Source organism: Nocardia sp. NPDC088792, assembly GCF_044750615.1.
Lineage (GTDB): Bacteria > Actinomycetota > Actinomycetes > Mycobacteriales > Mycobacteriaceae > Nocardia.
The window spans coordinates 517,547-534,293 of the sequence record NZ_JBIVKC010000002.1 but is presented as its reverse complement, the minus strand read 5'-3'; the positions used below and the strand labels follow the sequence as shown (position 1 = coordinate 534,293).

Here is a 16,747-nt window from a genome sequence, read left to right as displayed (position 1 = left end):
CGCATGGCGAGCCCGGGCTCGAGGGGCCGCCATTCGTCTGCCATTTCAGGAGTTCGAGCATGTCGACTGGGCCGATTGCGGATCTGGTGCGATTGCCGGCATTCGCCGGCGAATCCGCCCGGGAATTCGTCCGTGAATTGGCCCGCGCCGCGGCCACCTCGTGCACCGGCGTACTGCGGGTCACCGGGGAACCGGGCGGCACCGTGCATTTGGTGGACGGCCTGATCGTCATGGTCGAATCACCCGGCGCTCCCGGTGTGCGAGAACTGCTTTCGCGCCCCGGCCGCACCCTGCACGGCGCCGCGGAATTGCGTGTCGTCACCATGATGGCCGCCCTGGACAGCGCCTTCGCCATCGGCGCGGGCTGGATCGAGGGCTGCCAGCGCTATGACCAGGTACCGGAACCGGTCGCCCCGCTGCCGGGCATCGATCCGGGCTGGCTACTGCTCGAAACCGACCGGCGACTCCGCGCGATCGACCGCGCCGGAGTCTCCCCGCACCGAAACCACCTGATCCTCACCGACACCGGCCGCGCCCTGCTGAGCGGCCCGGGCATCGGTGAGTGGCAGCAGATCCTGCTCTGGGTGAACGGTCGCCGCAGCTGTCGCGATATCGCAATGCTGTTGTGCCGCAGCCTGTATGCGGTGACCGTCGAGGTCTCCCGGATGCTCGGCCAGGATCTGGTCCGGATCGCGCCTGTGGTGCGCGAGCCGCCGCGCGAGTCCGAACCCTCGCGCGGCGGCACGGTCCGGTCACTGCTGCCGCGCCGGCGGCGCGGAGCCAGCGGCATCAACGACGCGCTCCCCCCGCGTCCGCCGCAACCTCCGCCCGCCGCAATTCTCTCCGTCGCCCCCATACGGAAATCAGAAAGGACACAATGAATCCCAGCACCGGAACCTCGTCCGGGAATCTCAGCGACCGGATCAACTCCCTCGTCAAATACCTGCGCTCCGAGGTACCCGAATGCATTGCCGCCGGCGCCATCGATATGGCCACCGGCATGCTGCTGGCAGTCGAAACCATCGACAATCACCCGCAGGAAGTATTGGACCTGCTGGCCGCCGCCACTCTCGAACTCTTCCAGGGCCGCACCGTGACGATGATCGAGGAGATCTGGAAGGAACGCCGCGGCGTACACACGGACCGGCATTACTTCCAGGAGATTCTCGTCAACAGCGACAATCTGACCCACCTGTTCATTCGCACCGAGAGCCGCGACGATGTGGTCGCGGTGGTCGTCTGCCGCAAATCGGTCAATGCCGGAATGCTTTTCGCACAGGCGCGCCGCGTCGTCAAGGACGTGGGCCCGCTCTGAAGCTCGTTCCCGATCAGGGAACGCGGGCCACCGCGCCGAGCATCGCAACCGCCTCGGCGCGGGGGTGCGGGCGGTATTCCTCCGGCCGCCACGCCGTCACCGACGTGATGCCGGGCGCGACCATGGTGCAGCCGGTGAAGAACCGCGCGAACTCCGCGGTGGAGCGCAATTGGAACGGGACGCCACTGCGCTGGTTGGCCTCATCGGTGCGGGCCAGATCCTCGTCCTCCATGTAGTCGCTGGTGGCATGGGACATGACCAGGTAACTGCCCGACGGCAGTCCCTCGACCAGCTGCCGGACCAGCTCGAACGGATGCTGGTCGTCGGGGAAGAAATGCAGGACGGCCACCAGCATGAGCGCCACCGGCTGCGTCATGTCCAGGGTGGCCAGCAGGTCCGGATGGGTGAGGATGCGCTGCGGATCGCGCAGGTCGGCATCCATGTACGCGGTGGCGCCCTCGGGGGAGCTGTTGAGCAGATCGCGCGAGTGGACCAGCACGATGGGGTCGTTGTCCACGTAGACGATGCGCGCATCGGGGGCGATGTCCTGCGCGATCTCGTGCACATTGCCCGCCGTCGGCAGGCCACTGCCGATATCCAGGAACTGCCGGATCCCGGCCTCGGCGGTCAGATACCGGGTCACCCGGCGCAGGAAATTGCGGTTCTCGACCGCGGCCATCCGGATCGTGGGAAAGGCCTCGGCGACGGCGTCCGCCGATTCCCGGTCGGCGGGGAAGTTATCCTTACCACCGAGCCAGTAGTCGTACCTGCGGGCCGGATGCGGCTTACCGGTATCCACCCGCTCCGCTGCGGACTCCGAGTTCACAACGCCCCCAATCTCTTTCGACTACTGTCGGTTGCTGTCAGCTAGAGTTGCGAGCGGATAGCGGCCGGTGTGCCGCGACTGCTCGCATCGTCCCGGAAGGCGTGTCATGCAGTTGCGCTACAGCCCATACGATTTCGATGTCCATGCCGATCCGTATCCCTACTATGCCAGGCTGCGCGATGAGGCCCCGGTCTACCGGAACGACACCGACGACTTCTGGGCCCTCTCGCGACACGCCGACGTCCTCGCCGCACTGCGCGATTCCGATCGTTTCTCCAGCGTAAACGGGTTGCGCATGGAACCGGCGTTCTGGGGCCCGCAGGCCGAGCGTTTCTTCTCCTTCGTGGCCATGGACCCGCCCAAGCACACCCGCCTGCGCGGGCTCGTCACCCGCGCCTTCACCGCCCACCGCGTACAGGGTCTGGAACCGCGGCTGCGCGATATTGCCCGCGAGCTGCTGGAGCCACTGCTGGCGCGTCGCAGCTTCGATCTCATGGCCGACTTCGCCGGCCCCTTCCCGACCGAGGTGATCTCCGAACTGGTCGGCGTGCCCGACAGCGACCGCGAGATGATCCGCAAGCTCGGCATGGAGATCATGTACACCGAGGAGGAATCCACCGATCTGCGGCCCGAGGCCATGCAGGCCATCGGCGCCCTGGTCGGCTACTACACCGAACTCACCATCGCCCGCGCCCAGAGCCCGCAGGAGGATCTGCTGTCCGGGCTGCTCGGCGCGGCCGACGGCGACGACCGCCTCACCCCCGAGGAGATCGTCGGCGTGCTCATCCTGCTGGTCGGCGCCGGCATCGAGACCGCCATGCTGACCTTCGGCAATGCCTGGAACGCCGCCGCACAGCATCCGGACGCGTGCCGGCAGGCCCTCGGCGGGCGCATCGACGACTGGATCGCCGAGGCCATGCGCTGGGATCCGTCCACCCAGTCCGCCCTGCGCACCACCACCGCCGAGCTCGAACTGCACGGCGCCACCATTCCGGCCGGGGCGCGCATACTGCTGCTCACCGGCTCGGCCAATCGCGATCCGGAGGTGTTCGCGAATCCCGAAACCTTCGACCTGGATCGGGACACCTCGGCCTCACTGGTCTTCGGCAGCGGACGGCACCGCTGCCTGGGCTCGAACCTGGGGCTGCTGGAACTGCGGGTCGCGCTGCAGGAAATCGCCGGGGCGGTGGCCGATTTCGAGGTCGACGAGGCGGCCGCCAAGCGGATCCACTCCTCCAACAACCGCGGCTTCGCGAGCCTGCCGACCACGGTCACGCCGCGCTGACGGGCTGTATTTAGGTGCCGTCCGCGGGCGGTATTCAAGCGCCGCGTGCGGACGGTATTTGTGCGCCGCTCGCGGACGGTATTCATGCGCCGCTCGCGGACGGTGGCCACAGTGCGCCAACGGGCCGATTCGATTGCTGCTCCGGGGATTACCGGGGCAGCAATCCGGCGCCTGACCTGTCCGTAGCCGGATCGCCCCGGCTGCCCTCTCTTTCCGGGGCTTGACCAAACCTGTTCCGGGAGTGAGCCTGCTCTCCTTTCTCCGGTCGCCGAATTGCCAACCCGTTGCTACGGTATGCGCGATCGTCGTCCGCAGCGCTGCCGGATCCATTGGGGCGGCGTGGTGTCGGGTGGCAGCTGAAAGGACGGCGCCATGGTCGTGCCAATTGCCGCCTGGACCACTCCGATCGAGCGGCGAAAGCCCGCTGACCAGACGGATTTCCTTCAGATAGTCACCGAGCCGGCCCCCTTGCGGCGCATGCTGAGACGGCCCCGTATACCTCTCGCGCCCGCACAGGAACGCATGTGGCATGCGGCCGCCGCCGGATACTCCGCTGACTGGAATGTTGCTCGCGCGTTTCGAATTCGGGGCGCCGTGGTGAACATCGCGGCGCTCACGGCCGCCATCGGCGATGTGGTGCGGCGGCACGCTCCGCTGCGCACCTGCTATCCGGCCACGCCCGACGGACCCATCCAGGTGGTCGTGGACGCCGATTTCGCGCGCGTCGACGTGCGCGTGGTGGACAGCTTCGCGGGCGAACTCGGCGAGCGCATCGCCGAATTCAGCGGCCGCGCCTTCGATCTCGCCACCGACCTGCCACTGCGCGCCCGCATCTACCGGCTCGGCACCCGGGATGTGGTGCTGGCCCTGGTCGTCCACCACATCTCGCTGGACGGCCGATCCATCCGGCCGTTCATGCGCGATCTGATGACCGCCTACCTGGCCCGCGCCCAGCGGCAGGCGCCCGCCTTCGCCCCGCTGCCGGTCGACTACATCGACTACACGCTGTGGAAACACGAGTACCTGGGCGCCTACGACGATCCGTGCAGCCGGGCCAGCACCCAATTGCGGTACTGGGCCAATAATCTGGTCGGGCGGCCCACCCCGCTCGAATTCCCTTGCGAACCAGCACTATCCGGCAATTCCCCGGGCTGCTGCGTCGATGCCGCCGGCGACAGCATCCCGATGCGTTTCGACGCCGGCGTGCACCGCGGACTGCTCGCGCGGGCCCGGCAGGCGGGCGCGAGCCCGTTCATGGTGCTGCAGGCCGCCTTCGCCATCAGCGTGGCCACCTTCGCGGCCGCGGCCGATGTGACCGTGGCGACCGCGGTATCGGGTCGTGACGATCCGCTGCTGGCCGATCTGGTCGGCAATCTCGCCGACGATGTGCTCATGCGCATCCGCCTGGACCGCGCCGGCGATATCGGCGATCTGCTCGAACAGGTGCGCCGCGTCGCGCTGGCCGCCTTCGCCAACCCTGACACCTCGAATCCGCGCCTGCAGCGCTGCCTCCCGCAGGATCCGGGCCATCCGCTGTTCCAGGCCACCCTCATCCTGCAGCGCGACGATGCCGTACCCGCCGCCGGCACCGGCGTGTCCGGCCTTGCGATCACCGAGATTCCCACCGGCGTCATCCGGGCCAAACACGATCTGGAGTTCAGCCTCACCGAGCACTACGACCACACCGGCGCACCCGCCGGGATCGACGGGCCTTTCCTGTACCCGACCGCGCGTTTCACCCGCGACACCGCCGCAGATTTCGTCGAGAAGTTCCGGGCCACGGTTGAGCTCATCGCGGATGGATACGCAGGTCCGGTGGCCGCGCTACTGGACGGCGCGCCGGGCCGCCGGGTGAGTCGCCCGAGCCGTTCACGGGGTTGACACCTGATTCACAGCTAGAGGGGGTATTTTCCCTCTCGTGATTTTGGCTATGGCGCAGGATCCCGAAGAACGCAACCGGATGGAAGTCGTACGCGCGCTGGCGCATCGGGTCGGTGACGGTGTGTTCGACGTGGTCCACCCCTGGGCCGGACAAGCAACCGTTCCGGTAATGATGCTGATCCCGCTGCTGATCGTGCTGGCAGCGTGGCTGGTCGGACGTCACCTGCGGGTCTGACACCGGCGAGCCCGCGGCGCCGATACGGATGCTGCGGGCGCGCCCGACGGGGGCACTGCCGGGGGATTGGCTCATGATGAGGGCGTGAATCGGTTCCTGGTGTGGATACGGCCCTCGCGGTGGGGGCTGCGTCCTTCGTATTGGGGGCGTCCTTCGTACTGGGGGCTGCGGATACGGTCCGCGATCGTTGCCGCACTGACCGTGGGGGCGGTACTGCTCATCGCGGCGGGGGCCATGTTGCTACTGCTCCAGCGATCGCTGCTGCGTGAGGTCGACACCGCCGCCGCCACCCGGGCCGATGCCATTGCGAGTGAGCTGAGCCGCAGTACCGCCGCGGCCGTCCCGGCCGCGCTGCTCACGCCCGCGGGACAGGTCACCGTGGTTCAGGTGCTCGACCCGCAGGGGCGGATCGTGCGCTCCTCCGGCCCGGAACCCGATGTGCCGCTGCTGATTCCGGACACCGTGACCGGCTCGATCGATGCGGGCCGATCGCGCACCGGCTACGACGAGGACCTGCGGATTTCCGCCCGCGCGGTCACGACCGCACAGGGCCGGTACCTGGTGCTGGTGGCAGCCGACAGCGAATCCGCCGAGCACGCGGTGACGCGCGCCGCGGCGCTGGTCGCCGTGGGCGGGCCCATCGTGGTCGTCGCCGCGGCCCTGGCGACGTATCTGCTGGTCGGGCGGTCGCTGCGTTCGGTCGAGGAGATCCGCAGCCGGGTGGCCGGCATCAGCGCGGCCCGGCTCTCCGAACGGGTGCCCGTACCGGTGGCGCGCGACGAGATCGCCCGGCTGGCCGAGACCATGAACGATATGCTCGCCCGCATCGAGGCCGGGCACGCGGCGCAACGCCGGTTCGTCGGGGACGCCTCGCACGAACTGCGCTCCCCGCTGACCGCCGTCACCGCCGCCCTGGAACTGGCCCGCGACCGGCCCGAGACCCTCGATCCGGAACTCATCGACGGCACCCTGCTGCCGGAGGCCGAGCGCATGCGGCAGCTCATCGAGGACCTGCTCACCCTCGCCAAGGCCGACGAGAACGGACTCGAATTACGCACCGGCGATGTGGATCTCGACGATCTGGCCGGCGCCGCGGCCGGGACGCTGCGGGCGCGCGGCGGTCGCACGGTCCGCACCGATATCCACCCCGCACGGGTCATCGGCGACAGCATCACCCTGGCTCGCGCACTGCGCAATATCGTCGACAATGCCGCCGCGCACGCCCGGACGACGGTCGCGATCACGGTGTCCGGGAACGGATCCCGCGCCCGGGTCACTGTCGACGATGACGGCCCGGGCATTCCGGCGGCCGATCGGGAGCGGGTGTTCGGGCGCTTCGTGCGCCTGGACGCCGACCGGGCCCGCGCCACCGGCGGTTCCGGGCTCGGGCTGGCCATTGTCGCGGAAATCGCCGGGGCGCACGGTGGTTCCGTGACGGTCGGCGAATCACCCTTGGGTGGAGCGCGTTTCGTCCTCGAGTTGCCCGTCGCCGGTCCCGGCGGCGTCGATCAGCCGGTAGCCGACGCCCCGTAGCGTCTCGATGCTGTTGCGGCCGAACGGCGTATCGATCTTCTTGCGCAGATAGCCGATGTACACCTCGACCACGTTCTCCGGGCCGTCGTAGTGCGCGTCCCACACGTTCCGCAGGATCTCGACCTTGGTCAGTGCCAGGCCCCGGTGCCGCAGCAGGAATTCGAGCAGGCCGAATTCGCGCGGAGTCAGGGTGAGCGCGGTGGCGCCGCGGTGCACCGTGCGGCGGGCCGGATCCAGCACCAGATCGCCGACGGTGAGCAGGGCCGGTTGCTGGGGTGCGGCGCGGCGGCGCAGCAGGGCGCGCAGCCGGGCGATGAGCACCACGAACGAGAAGGGTTTGGTGAGGTAGTCGTCGGCGCCCAGATCGAGGGCGTCGGCCTGCTCGTAGTCGCCGTCCTTGGCGGTCAGCATGAGCACCGGCGTGGTCACGTCGCGGGCGCGCAGGCGGCGCAGCACCTCGTAGCCGCTCAGCTCCGGCAGCATGATGTCGAGCAGGATCACATCGAAGGTTTCCTCGAGCGCCCGCCACAGTCCGTCCGCGCCGGTGTGCGCGAGCTGCACCACGAAACCCTCCAGCTCGAGGCCACGCCGCAGGGTGTGGGCCAGTCGTTCCTCGTCCTCGACCACCAGCACTCGCACCGGTCCAGCATGCCGTAACCGGCGCGGCGACCGCGGGCCGGGCGGACTTCTCAACGTTCTCTCAGCGTGGTTGTGTCAGGGTCGGGACATGGTGTCCACTCTCCCCGACGAACAGGAAACAGCCACGAGCGAGCGGCAGCAGCGATCTCCGGAGCTCTCCGTGCCCGGCGTCCTGACGACGCTGGCCCTCGCCGCGGCCGTCATCGTGCTCACCGCCGTGGTGGCGTGGCACGGCGGTCCGATCGGACCGGACGCCTCGTGGCTGCACTGGTTCATCGACCATCGCACGCCGGCGCTGACAACGGTCGCGAAGACGATCAGCGCGCTGGGTGACACCACCACGGTCGGCATCGTGGCAGTGCTGCTGATCGCGGTGCTGGCCTGGCGGCGGCGCTGGGCGGCGGCGGCCTTGATCGCGGTGGCCATGGGTGGTGCGGGGGCGCTCATCGTGGTGGGCAAGCAGCTGGTCGGCCGGGATCGGCCGCCGGTGATCGACCACCTGGTGGTGGAGACCAATCAGTCGTATCCCTCCGGCCATGCGCTCGGCTCGACCGTGCTGGCGGGCGTGCTGGTCGCCCTCGTACTGCCCTTGCTGCGCCTGGTCTTCCGCGTGGCGGTGATCGTGCTCGCCGCCTGTTTCGTGCTGGCGGTCGGGGTATCGCGGCTCTACCTGGGCGTGCACTGGTCCAGTGACGTCCTCGCCGGATTCCTGTTCGGCGGCTGCTGGCTGGCTCTCTGCCTCACGCTCCCGCCGTATCTGAACCGGCTGATTTCGATGCGTGCCGCTGAATGACCTCGTAGACGCGCTCGGGGTCCTCTATCTGCGGATAGTGGCCCAGGCCCGGCAGGCGGGTCAGCTCGGCGTGCGGGCGCAGGTGCAGTACCGCTTGCAGTACGGCTTCGGTGCAGATGGGATCGCTGTCGGCCCAGCCCAATTCGAGACGGCCCGGCCAGGCGCGTAATGCGTGGTGCCAGCGGTCGGAGGTCGGCGGGGTGACGCGCTCGCGGTTGTAGTAGATGAGCTTGTCCAGCATGCGGTGGCCGTCGTGGTGAGCGAGTAGTGACCACTGGTCCGCGGCCTCGCCGGCGCTCAATGGGTGTGCGGCGGAGAAGATTCCGCCGAAGGTGCGGCGGTAGGTGGATTCGCTGGTCAGCCTGGTGAGGATCGGGCCGAAGCGGCTCAACAGGAGTTTCTGCCCGAGTAGCAGGCTGGCCTGTTCGCGCACCATGCTGGCGTTGAACAACAGCGCCGATTGCAGTGTGAACGACAAGGTTCCGTCGATATCGCGGGCGAGCAGCTCGGTCGCGACCGAACTGCCCATATCGTGCGACACCATGACCACCGGCTCGCCCGCATACCGCCGCGCCAATGCCTCGACGATACGGCTTGCATCCGCAGCGAATACTGCTCGTCCCGCGGCTTGTCCGACAGGCCGTAACCGAGGAAATCGAACGTCAGCAGGCGATGGCCGTCGATCAGGTCGAAGGCCTCCCGCCAGTCGTAGGAGCTGGACGGGTAGCCGTGCAGCAGGAGCAAGGGCGGGAGATCCGCGGCGCCCGCGCGCTCGCGCACGAAGATCCGATGCGCTCCCACCTGCTCGTAGGTGCCCGATCGCTGCCAGGTGGCGACCCGTGGGGTCAGGTTTGCCATGTCGCCACCGTAACAAATTGCAGTAATGATGCAAATAGTTGATCAGTTCGCCGGGAGCGGCTGCTCGACTCCCGCACACCAGACGGCACGGATCGCGTGCGTGGCGGTGATGTCGGTGGTCGGATCGCCTTCCACCAGAACCAGATCCGCGCGCAGGCCCGGGGCGATGGCGCCGCGATCGGTCAGGCCGAAGTACTCGGCGGGGAGGATGGTGGCGGCATTGAGGGCGGCGACGGGTGCGAGGCCGGCGCGGACCAGGAGTTCCAGCTCATGGTGCAGGCTGGCGCCGTAGGCCGGGGAGAACGGAATGTCCGGTGTCGCATTGGCATCGGTGCCGGCCAGGACGGGAACCCCGGCCGCGTGCAGGGCGCCGGTGCTCTCCAGCGACGCCGCGAAGGCGTCGGCATGGCCCGTCGCCTGCGCTATGCCCTCCATCATCGTCAAGGTGGGCACCACGATTCGGGCCTCGGCGGCCAGGCGCTCGACATCGTGTTTGGTCAGCACCGCGCCGAGCGGAACGTGGGTGATGATGTCCACGCCCGCGTCGAGTGCCATGGCGTACGCGCCGGGGGACGCCGCGTGCGCGATGACCAGCAGATTCCGCGCATGTGCCGCGGCCACCACGGCTTTCGCGCTCGCCGCGTCCGGGCCGCCCTCGCCCGGCGCCTCCAGCACCAGCTTGAGGTAGTCCGAGCCGTCGGCGATCCGCTGGGCCACCGCGGCTTCGGCCTCTTCCGGGCCGTGGATGACGGTGGAGGGCGGGAGGACCTGCGCGTGCAGTCCACCGCCGCCGATCACCGGATCGCCGGCGCTGCGGATATCGGTGGCGCCCGGGGTGTTCCGGAGTTCCCGGGCGAGGTCGGGCCGGGCGGCCATATCGAGCCCGGTGGTGACGCCGTGTGCCGCCAGCAGTCGCGGCGTCTCGGTGTCGCTCAGGTGGAAGTGCGCGTCGATGAATCCGGGCAGCAGTGTCGCGCCCTTGCCGTCTATCACGGTCGCGCCGGTCGCGTCGGTGCCGATGACCGAGCCGTCGATGACGACCGTGGTGGGTGCGGTCAGCTTCTCGCCGTCGAAGACTCGGACATCGGTCAGTGCGATACGTGCATTCGAGGTTGCAGTCACCCCTACAGCTTGCTCTTGTTCCCCGGTGCGGGTACCGAAGTCGACGCGATGAACGGTGTCACCAGGTCGAGGAATTTCTCGGGTGCGCTGGCGAATACGACATGTCCGGTGGGCAGGGTGCGGAAAGTGGAGTGCGGCAATCGCTTGCGGACCAGATGGCCGTAGGGGAGGGCGGCCACGATGTCCCGGCTGCCCCAGACGATGAGTGCCAGCGTGCGCAGTGTTCACCAGGATCAGTCCCGCGACCCGGTTTCGATGCCGGCATCACCGGTCCGGGGCACTCAGCGGGCGGTGGCGGCCGCGCGGACCCGGGAGGCGCTGATCGCCGCCGGTTTCCGGCTGGCCGAGGACACTCCGCTGCAGAAGCTCAGCGCGAACGTGGTGGTGGCGGAGGCGGGGGTGTCGAAGGGCACCTTCTTCCACCATTTCCCCACGCGCGCGGACTATCTCGTCGCCCTGCACGGGAGCTTTCACGACCGGCTGGAACAGGAGATCGTCGCGGTCATCGGCGCCCTGCCACCGGGTACGGACCGCCTGATCGCGGGTTCGGTCGTCTATCTGGATGTGTGCCTGCGGGATCGGGGCGTGCGCGCGCTGCTGGCCGAGGCGCGCGCCGAACCCGGCGTGGTGGCCGCCGTGCAACAGCGTTCGGAGCGAACCGCCGAACTCTGCGTGGCCGACTTCGAGCAACTGGCCGCCACCCAGCCGCGCGAGAGCGCGCGACTATGGGTGCGGCTGGTCGCCGAGGTCGCCCTGCTGGAGGTCGCCGCGGGCGGGCGGGTGGACACGCTCCGCATCGCGCTCACCGAATTCGTCCGGCGGCCGCGGCCCTGAGGCCAGAGGCCCCCAACCCTGGAGTCGCACAGCCCGATTCACTTCCCCCGGCGCGGCAGCAGGCGGCGCGAGACGTGCTCGGTCATGGCCTCGGCCAGCGGCGGAGCGGGCCGCGGCGGGGCGGCCGGGGCCGAGCGGGCATCGTGTGAGATCCGGATCAGCAGCGCCACGATCACATAGTTGGCCAGCAGCGACGAGCCGCCGTACGACATGAACGGCGTGGTGAGACCGGTCAGCGGAATGAGTTTGGTGACACCGCCGACCACCACGAACAACTGCCAGCCGAGCGAGAACGCCAGCCCGCCGCCGAGCAGCTTGCCGAACGCGTCCCGGGTGGTCAGCGCGGCGCTGAAGCCGCGGATGGTGAGAATCGCGAACAGCGCCAGCACGCCGGCCAGGCCGAACAGGCCGAGTTCCTCACCGATGGTGGAGATGATGAAGTCGGTCTTGGCGAACGGCACGTCCTGCGGCCGCCCGGCGCCGAGGCCGGTGCCCAGCAGTCCGCCGGTGCCCATGCCGAAAAGGCCCTGCGAGATCTGATATCCGGTCGTGTAATAGGTGGCGAACGGATCCCGCCACACCTCGACGCGCACTCGCACGTGCCCGAACAGTTCGTAGGCGATGATCGAGCCCACCGCGAACATGGCGAGCCCGATGAACAGCCAGCTCACGCGCCCGGTGGCGATGTACATCATGGCCAGCACGGTGCCGAAGACCAGCAGCGAGAAGCCGAGGTTCTTCTCGTACACGAGCACGAGCACGGAGACGAAGGTGACCAGCAGTAGCGGCGCGAGGTCACGCAGGCGCGGGAAGGTGGTGCCGAGTATGCGTTTGCCCGCGCTGGTGAACAATTCGCGGTTCGCGACCAGGAAGGCGGCCACGAAGATGATGATCAGCACCTTGGCGAATTCGCCCGGCTGAATCGAGAAGCCGCTGATGCGGATCCAGCTCTTACCGCCGTTGACCTCACTGAATCGGGAGGGCAGCAGGGCCGGGACCATGAGGGCGACCAGACCGGCCAGGCCGCAGGTGTAGCCGTAGCGCGCGGGCCGCGTGTGATCGGAGACCAGAATCAACAGGCCGATGAACAGCGCCATGCCGAGCCCGGTCCACACCAGTTGATGGGCGGCGTCGGAGGACGGTGCGGCGGCGCCGGCATTGGCCGCGGTGGCGGCCTCGGCGCGATCGAGCCGATCGATGAGTACCAGCCCCAGGCCGTTCAAGAGGACCACGCAGGGCAGCATCACCGGATCCGCCGCGGGCGCCCAGCGTCGCACCGCGACGTGGGTGACCAGCACGAATGCCGTGAATACGCTCAGTGTCAGGGTGATATTGCCGTCGAAACCGGTGCCGGTGGCCGCGCCCATCGCCAGAAAGGCGAAACCCGTCAGGAACAGGGCCCCGACGCAGAGCAGCAGTTCCGCATTGCGCGGAACACGCCCACCCGACTTGGCCACCGGAGGGCTGTGCCGAAATGCGCTCACACCGAACAGTATCGCGTGCGGTAGCGGATGAGGAGCCAAAGCAGCAGCGCTTCGGCTATGGCAGTGAACACGGTCAGGAACTGGCTGAAATAACTCGCCAGCACATTCACCACGGTCAGCGACAGGATGCTGGACCAGATTCCGAGCCGCACACCGATTTCGGCGTGCCCGCGCAGCCAGGCGCTCGCACCGATCGCGCAGCCCAGCCCGACCAGCACTTCGGCCCCGGCGGCGATCGCCAAGCCCACCAAGGCTTTATCGCCGTGATGCTGATAGTGGTCGAGGAAGTGATTCAGGACCGGCCACGGTGACCTGCGGCCGGTGAACGCGACGATGGCGAGCACCAGGCGCAGCAGGGTCCACAGCGCGTGGAAGATCAGCACGGTGATGAGCACGCCGGCCAGTACGCGCCGTGGCAGCAGATCGTCGAGGACTCGGTTGGCCAGCGCGCGCAGGCGGGTCAGGCGGGAGGGGTGGGGGTCCTCGTGGGTGGTGCGCAGGTACGACTCGAGCGCGTCGTACAGCTGCACCATGTCGGGGCTGAAGCCGTCGCGGTCCAGATTGTCGAGGCGATTGAGCAGTTCGTTGCGCTGGTCCGCGCGGATCGGCTTGCCGACGCTGAGCCCGACCTCCTCGGTGATGTCGGCGAGGATCAGCGCGGGCGGGCGCGGGCGGGAATGCGCGGCCCAGCGGGCGACCAGCACGATCAGCAGGAAGGCCAGATAGATGATGGGCGCCGCGAGCGGGAAGAAGTAGTTGTTGTTGGTGGTGATGAACTTCCCGACCTCGTCGATGAACAGGCCGAGCCCGATGCCGGACAGCACCGCCGCGGCGGTGATGGTCCCGCGGCTGGCGAACAGGAACATGATCAGGCACGAGATCACCAGCAGCAGACCACCGAACAGGGCATGCGCTATGTGATAGGTACTGCCGCCGATCTTGGGATACCCGGAGGCCATGAGGTACAGCCGGGTGATCACCACCGTCATGCCGAAGCAGACGGCCATGATCGTCACCAGCCGCCCCGACCCGGGCCGCCACCTCATCTTCGCTATGCGATCGCCGAACACGTCGTCCACCGTGACACACAACCCGGGCGGCCGCCCAATGATCGATGCCGGCCGATGGTCGATTCAGCCGATCGATTCAGCCCGCGGCGCCCGGGCGGTCCGAGAGTCCGAGGCGGAGATGCTCACTGTGATAGATGGCCTCGTCGAGCAGTTGGGCGACGTGCTTGTCGTAGAGGCTGTAGACGATGCTGCGGCCGGTGCGGGTGCCGACCACCAGGCCGAGATTTCGCAAGAGCCGCAACTGATGTGAGACGGCGGACTGTTCCATGCCGACGGCCGTGGCGAGCTCGGTGACGGGCAGCGGACCCTGTCGCAGCTGGGTCAGGATGAGCAGCCGGCTGGGGGTGGCGAGGGCCTGCAGGGTGTTCGCGACATGGGCGGCGGCCTCCGCGTCCAGCTGCTTGACCGGGCGATCCCGGCCATCTACGCCATGTCCCATAACCGTGGAGATTACCTCGAGCGGCGGTCCAGTTGAGATTCACTAATGAAGACGTGTTCATATGTTCTGCTATTGTGGCCTGCATTCAACCGCTCGTTCCGGAGGTAGGTCATGGCTGTCCCGACGCTCGCGCCGTCCCCCTCGGCGGGGGTTCCGGTCGTTCCCGCGCGCCGGACCGCATTGTTCGCGCTACCGGAAATGCGCTGGGCCGCACTCGCGCTGGGCCTTTTTCTGCTCGGGCTGGTGGCGCAGCTGGCGGGTACGCCGCACTGGCTGTGGTGGGCGCTGTACCTGGCCTGCTACGCGGCCGGCGGCTGGGAGCCGGGTCTCGCCGGGCTACAGGCGCTGCGGGAGAAGACCCTTGACGTGGACCTGCTCATGGTCGTCGCCGCGATCGGAGCGGCCGCGATCGGGCAGATCACCGATGGAGCCTTGCTCATCGTCATCTTCGCGACATCCGGTGCGCTCGAGGCACTGGCCACCGCGCGCACCGAGGATTCCGTGCGCGGCCTGCTGGACCTGGCGCCGGACACCGCGATCCGAATCAGCGCGGACGGTTCCGAGGAAACAGTGCGCGCGGCCGATCTCGAGATCGGCGATGTGCTGATGGTCCGCCCCGGCGAGCGAATCGCGGCGGATGCCACCGTGATCGACGGCGGCAGCGAGGTCGATCAGGCCACCATCACCGGTGAACCGCTGCCGGTGGACAAGACCGCCGGTGACGAAGTCTTCGCGGGCACCCTCAACGGCACCGGGGCCCTGCGTCTCCGTGTCGACCGCCGGTCCGAGGATTCGGTGGTCGCACGCATCGCGGCGCTGGTGGAGCAGGCGAGCCGGACCAAGGCGCGCACGCAGCTCTTCATCGAGAAGGTCGAACAGCGCTATTCGCTGGGCATGGTCGCGGCCACCCTCGCGGTGTTCCTGATCCCGCTGCTGCTGGGTGATCCGCTGCAGCGAGCCCTGTTGCGCGCCATGACATTCATGATCGTCGCCTCACCCTGCGCGGTGGTGCTGGCCACCATGCCGCCCTTGCTGGCAGCCATCGCCAATGCCGGCCGCCACGGTGTGCTCGTCAAATCCGCGGTGGTCATGGAACAACTCGGCACAACCACCCGCATCGCCTTCGACAAAACCGGCACCCTCACCCGCGGCATCCCCGAGCTGGCCGAAGTCCGCTGCCTGGCCACGGATTTCACCGAGCGGGACGTGCTGCGGCTGGCGGCGGCGGTCGAACATGCCAGTGAGCATCCACTGGCGGCGGCGATCGTCCGAGCAGCTCGATCCGCCGGCCTGGCACTGCCCACAGCTACCGAGTTCACGGCCGACCCGGGCCGTGGCGTAGCCGCGCGCATCGATGGCCGCACGGTCCAGGTCGGGTCACCGACGGCACTGCTCTCGGCCACCCATCACGATGCGGCAGCGGCGAATTCGCGCGGGCTCGCTGATGCCGCGGCTGCGGTTAGCTCCCCGGAGGATCCCGCATCCACCGCCGATGATGGCGCGGTCGCGCAGGCGGCGGGGGATCCACGGCCGATCGCCGATATTGCTGCGGCCGTTCGCCTTCCGGAGGGCTCAGCGAGTGCCGCTACGGAGGACATGTCCATGCGGCTTGCCGCAGGGGCGTACCCGGCGGCAGATGAGCGCGCGGCCGTGCAGGTGGTGGTGGACGAGTTGCAGCGGGGTGGGTTCACGGTGGTCGTCGTTGTGGTCGAAGGCAGGCCGATCGGTGTGGTGGCGATCAGTGATCAGGTGCGTCCCGAGGCCGCGGCGGCTGTGGGCCTCGCGGCGCAGATTGCCGGTGCTGCACCGGTTCTGGTGACCGGCGACAATGAGCACGCCGCGGCTCGGCTCGCCGCGCAGGTCGGTATCACCGAGGTGCATGCCGGGCTGTTGCCGGAAGGCAAGGTCGGCGTGGTGCGAGGACTACAGGCGGGCGGGCAGCCGGTCGGCCCTGCGGGGGCGCGGTCCGGGGTGTCGCTCGAGGGTGAGGCGGGCGTGGTCCGGGGTAGGCCGGTGGGCGGGCAGCGGGTCGTGTTCGTTCGGGACGGGATCAATGATGCGCCTGCGCTGGCTGCTGCCGACAGTGGAATCGCTATGGGTGGGGCCGGGTCCGACCTGACGTTGCAGACTGCCGATGCGGTGGTGGTGCGGGATGATCTGACTGCCGTGCCGACGGTGATCGCGCTGTCGCGGCGGGCTCGGCGGGTGGTGGTGGCCAATCTCGCGATCGCGGCGACTTTCATTGCGGTGCTGGTGGTCTGGGATCTGGTGGGTACGTTGCCGCTGCCGTTGGGGGTGGCCGGGCACGAGGGGTCGACCGTGATCGTCGGGCTGAATGGGCTGCGGTTGTTGCGCCGTGCGGTGTGGCGGCAGGCCGGGCGGCTGTGAGTAGCGGGCGGTTCGTGGGTATCCGCCGTACTGCGTACAACCGGT

17 protein-coding genes and 1 pseudogene are annotated in these 16,747 nt (G+C 68.6%); 9 read left to right on the top strand and 9 right to left on the bottom strand.

Annotated features, from left to right (window positions below):
* The first annotated feature begins 59 nt into the window (after positions 1-59).
* Positions 60-881, top strand: a complete 822-nt coding sequence (locus ACIP5Y_RS11795) for a hypothetical protein (RefSeq protein ID WP_400349749.1) — start codon at positions 60-62, stop codon at positions 879-881.
* Entirely contained in the window at positions 878-1,315 is a 438-nt protein-coding gene (locus ACIP5Y_RS11790) for a hypothetical protein (RefSeq protein WP_400349748.1), read from the top strand. Before ACIP5Y_RS11795 ends, ACIP5Y_RS11790 begins: the two co-directional genes overlap by 4 nt.
* 13 nt (positions 1,316-1,328) lie before the next feature.
* Here the strand turns inward: ACIP5Y_RS11790 and ACIP5Y_RS11785 are convergent, their stop codons facing one another.
* Positions 1,329-2,141, bottom strand: a complete 813-nt coding sequence (locus ACIP5Y_RS11785) for an SAM-dependent methyltransferase (RefSeq protein WP_400349747.1) — start codon at positions 2,139-2,141, stop codon at positions 1,329-1,331.
* A 106-nt stretch (positions 2,142-2,247) separates the two neighbouring features.
* Here ACIP5Y_RS11785 and ACIP5Y_RS11780 point away from each other — a divergent pair, with 106 nt between their 5' ends.
* The 4 genes from ACIP5Y_RS11780 to ACIP5Y_RS11765 all read left to right on the top strand — a co-directional run bounded on the left by ACIP5Y_RS11780 (position 2,248) and on the right by ACIP5Y_RS11765 (position 7,075).
* Positions 2,248-3,426, top strand: a complete 1,179-nt coding sequence (locus ACIP5Y_RS11780; RefSeq protein WP_400349746.1) for a cytochrome P450 — start codon at positions 2,248-2,250, stop codon at positions 3,424-3,426.
* 372 nt (positions 3,427-3,798) lie between these two features.
* Entirely contained in the window at positions 3,799-5,307 is a 1,509-nt protein-coding gene (locus ACIP5Y_RS11775; protein ID WP_400349745.1) for a condensation domain-containing protein, read from the top strand.
* Between the two features lie 37 nt (positions 5,308-5,344).
* The gene (locus ACIP5Y_RS11770) at positions 5,345-5,542 is read left to right on the top strand and encodes a hypothetical protein (protein WP_400349744.1); all 198 of its coding nucleotides are present in this window, start codon (positions 5,345-5,347) and stop codon (positions 5,540-5,542) included.
* An 84-nt stretch (positions 5,543-5,626) separates the two neighbouring features.
* Positions 5,627-7,075: a sensor histidine kinase gene (locus ACIP5Y_RS11765; RefSeq protein ID WP_400349743.1), complete on the top strand. Its 1,449-nt coding sequence runs from the start codon at positions 5,627-5,629 to the stop codon at positions 7,073-7,075.
* Here the strand turns inward: ACIP5Y_RS11765 and ACIP5Y_RS11760 are convergent.
* A complete protein-coding gene (locus ACIP5Y_RS11760; RefSeq protein WP_400349742.1) occupies positions 6,989-7,714 on the bottom strand; it encodes a response regulator transcription factor in 726 nt (241 codons plus the stop codon). The two genes, ACIP5Y_RS11765 and ACIP5Y_RS11760, sit on opposite strands and share 87 nt — an antisense overlap.
* Positions 7,715-7,802: 88 nt before the next feature.
* On the opposite strand from ACIP5Y_RS11760, the gene ACIP5Y_RS11755 reads away from it, so the two are divergent.
* A complete protein-coding gene (locus ACIP5Y_RS11755; RefSeq protein WP_400349741.1) occupies positions 7,803-8,507 on the top strand; it encodes a phosphatase PAP2 family protein in 705 nt (234 codons plus the stop codon).
* Here ACIP5Y_RS11755 and ACIP5Y_RS11750 read toward each other — a convergent pair.
* The 4 genes and pseudogenes from ACIP5Y_RS11750 to ACIP5Y_RS11735 form a co-directional block, all read right to left on the bottom strand.
* The gene (locus ACIP5Y_RS11750; protein ID WP_400349740.1) at positions 8,455-9,084 is read right to left on the bottom strand and encodes an alpha/beta hydrolase; all 630 of its coding nucleotides are present in this window, start codon (positions 9,082-9,084) and stop codon (positions 8,455-8,457) included. The two genes, ACIP5Y_RS11755 and ACIP5Y_RS11750, sit on opposite strands and share 53 nt — an antisense overlap.
* Positions 9,085-9,164: 80 nt before the next feature.
* Positions 9,165-9,365, bottom strand: a pseudogene (locus ACIP5Y_RS11745) (hypothetical protein); the annotation flags it as partial.
* Positions 9,366-9,407: 42 nt separating this feature from the next.
* A complete protein-coding gene (locus ACIP5Y_RS11740) occupies positions 9,408-10,487 on the bottom strand; it encodes an amidohydrolase family protein (protein ID WP_400349739.1) in 1,080 nt (359 codons plus the stop codon).
* Positions 10,488-10,489: 2 nt separating this feature from the next.
* Positions 10,490-10,666 carry an alpha/beta fold hydrolase gene (locus ACIP5Y_RS11735; RefSeq protein ID WP_400349738.1) on the bottom strand — a complete coding sequence of 59 codons (177 nt, stop codon included), beginning with the start codon at positions 10,664-10,666 and terminating at the stop codon, positions 10,490-10,492.
* Positions 10,667-10,700: 34 nt separating this feature from the next.
* Here ACIP5Y_RS11735 and ACIP5Y_RS11730 point away from each other — a divergent pair, with 34 nt between their 5' ends.
* Positions 10,701-11,321, top strand: a complete 621-nt coding sequence (locus ACIP5Y_RS11730; RefSeq protein WP_400349737.1) for a TetR/AcrR family transcriptional regulator — start codon at positions 10,701-10,703, stop codon at positions 11,319-11,321.
* A gap of 38 nt (positions 11,322-11,359) precedes the next feature.
* Here ACIP5Y_RS11730 and ACIP5Y_RS11725 read toward each other — a convergent pair whose 3' ends face one another.
* The 3 genes from ACIP5Y_RS11725 to ACIP5Y_RS11715 all read right to left on the bottom strand — a co-directional run bounded on the left by ACIP5Y_RS11725 (position 11,360) and on the right by ACIP5Y_RS11715 (position 14,314).
* Positions 11,360-12,805 (bottom strand): FtsW/RodA/SpoVE family cell cycle protein, encoded by a 1,446-nt coding sequence (locus ACIP5Y_RS11725; RefSeq protein WP_400349736.1) that lies wholly within the window; start codon positions 12,803-12,805, stop codon positions 11,360-11,362.
* A complete protein-coding gene (locus tag ACIP5Y_RS11720; protein ID WP_400349735.1) occupies positions 12,802-13,851 on the bottom strand; it encodes a hypothetical protein in 1,050 nt (349 codons plus the stop codon). Before ACIP5Y_RS11720 ends, ACIP5Y_RS11725 begins: the two co-directional genes overlap by 4 nt.
* Positions 13,852-13,951: 100 nt before the next feature.
* The gene (locus ACIP5Y_RS11715) at positions 13,952-14,314 is read right to left on the bottom strand and encodes an ArsR/SmtB family transcription factor (RefSeq protein ID WP_400349734.1); all 363 of its coding nucleotides are present in this window, start codon (positions 14,312-14,314) and stop codon (positions 13,952-13,954) included.
* Positions 14,315-14,425: 111 nt separating this feature from the next.
* Here ACIP5Y_RS11715 and ACIP5Y_RS11710 point away from each other — a divergent pair, with 111 nt between their 5' ends.
* Positions 14,426-16,702, top strand: a complete 2,277-nt coding sequence (locus ACIP5Y_RS11710; protein WP_400349733.1) for a heavy metal translocating P-type ATPase — start codon at positions 14,426-14,428, stop codon at positions 16,700-16,702.
* Positions 16,703-16,747 lie beyond the last annotated feature (45 nt).

What these genes read in the sequence shown, in the direction of transcription:
- ACIP5Y_RS11795 (WP_400349749.1), top strand. Translation starts at nt 60, where the DNA reads ATGTCGACTGGGCCGATTGCGGATCTGGTGCGATTGCCGGCATTCGCC.
- ACIP5Y_RS11790 (WP_400349748.1), top strand. Translation starts at nt 878, where the DNA reads ATGAATCCCAGCACCGGAACCTCGTCCGGGAATCTCAGCGACCGGATC.
- ACIP5Y_RS11780 (WP_400349746.1), top strand. Translation starts at nt 2,248, where the DNA reads ATGCAGTTGCGCTACAGCCCATACGATTTCGATGTCCATGCCGATCCG.
- ACIP5Y_RS11775 (WP_400349745.1), top strand. Translation starts at nt 3,799, where the DNA reads ATGGTCGTGCCAATTGCCGCCTGGACCACTCCGATCGAGCGGCGAAAG.
- ACIP5Y_RS11755 (WP_400349741.1), top strand. Translation starts at nt 7,803, where the DNA reads ATGGTGTCCACTCTCCCCGACGAACAGGAAACAGCCACGAGCGAGCGG.
- ACIP5Y_RS11720 (WP_400349735.1), bottom strand. Translation starts at nt 13,851, where the DNA reads ATGAGGTGGCGGCCCGGGTCGGGGCGGCTGGTGACGATCATGGCCGTC.
- ACIP5Y_RS11715 (WP_400349734.1), bottom strand. Translation starts at nt 14,314, where the DNA reads ATGGGACATGGCGTAGATGGCCGGGATCGCCCGGTCAAGCAGCTGGAC.
- ACIP5Y_RS11710 (WP_400349733.1), top strand. Translation starts at nt 14,426, where the DNA reads ATGGCTGTCCCGACGCTCGCGCCGTCCCCCTCGGCGGGGGTTCCGGTC.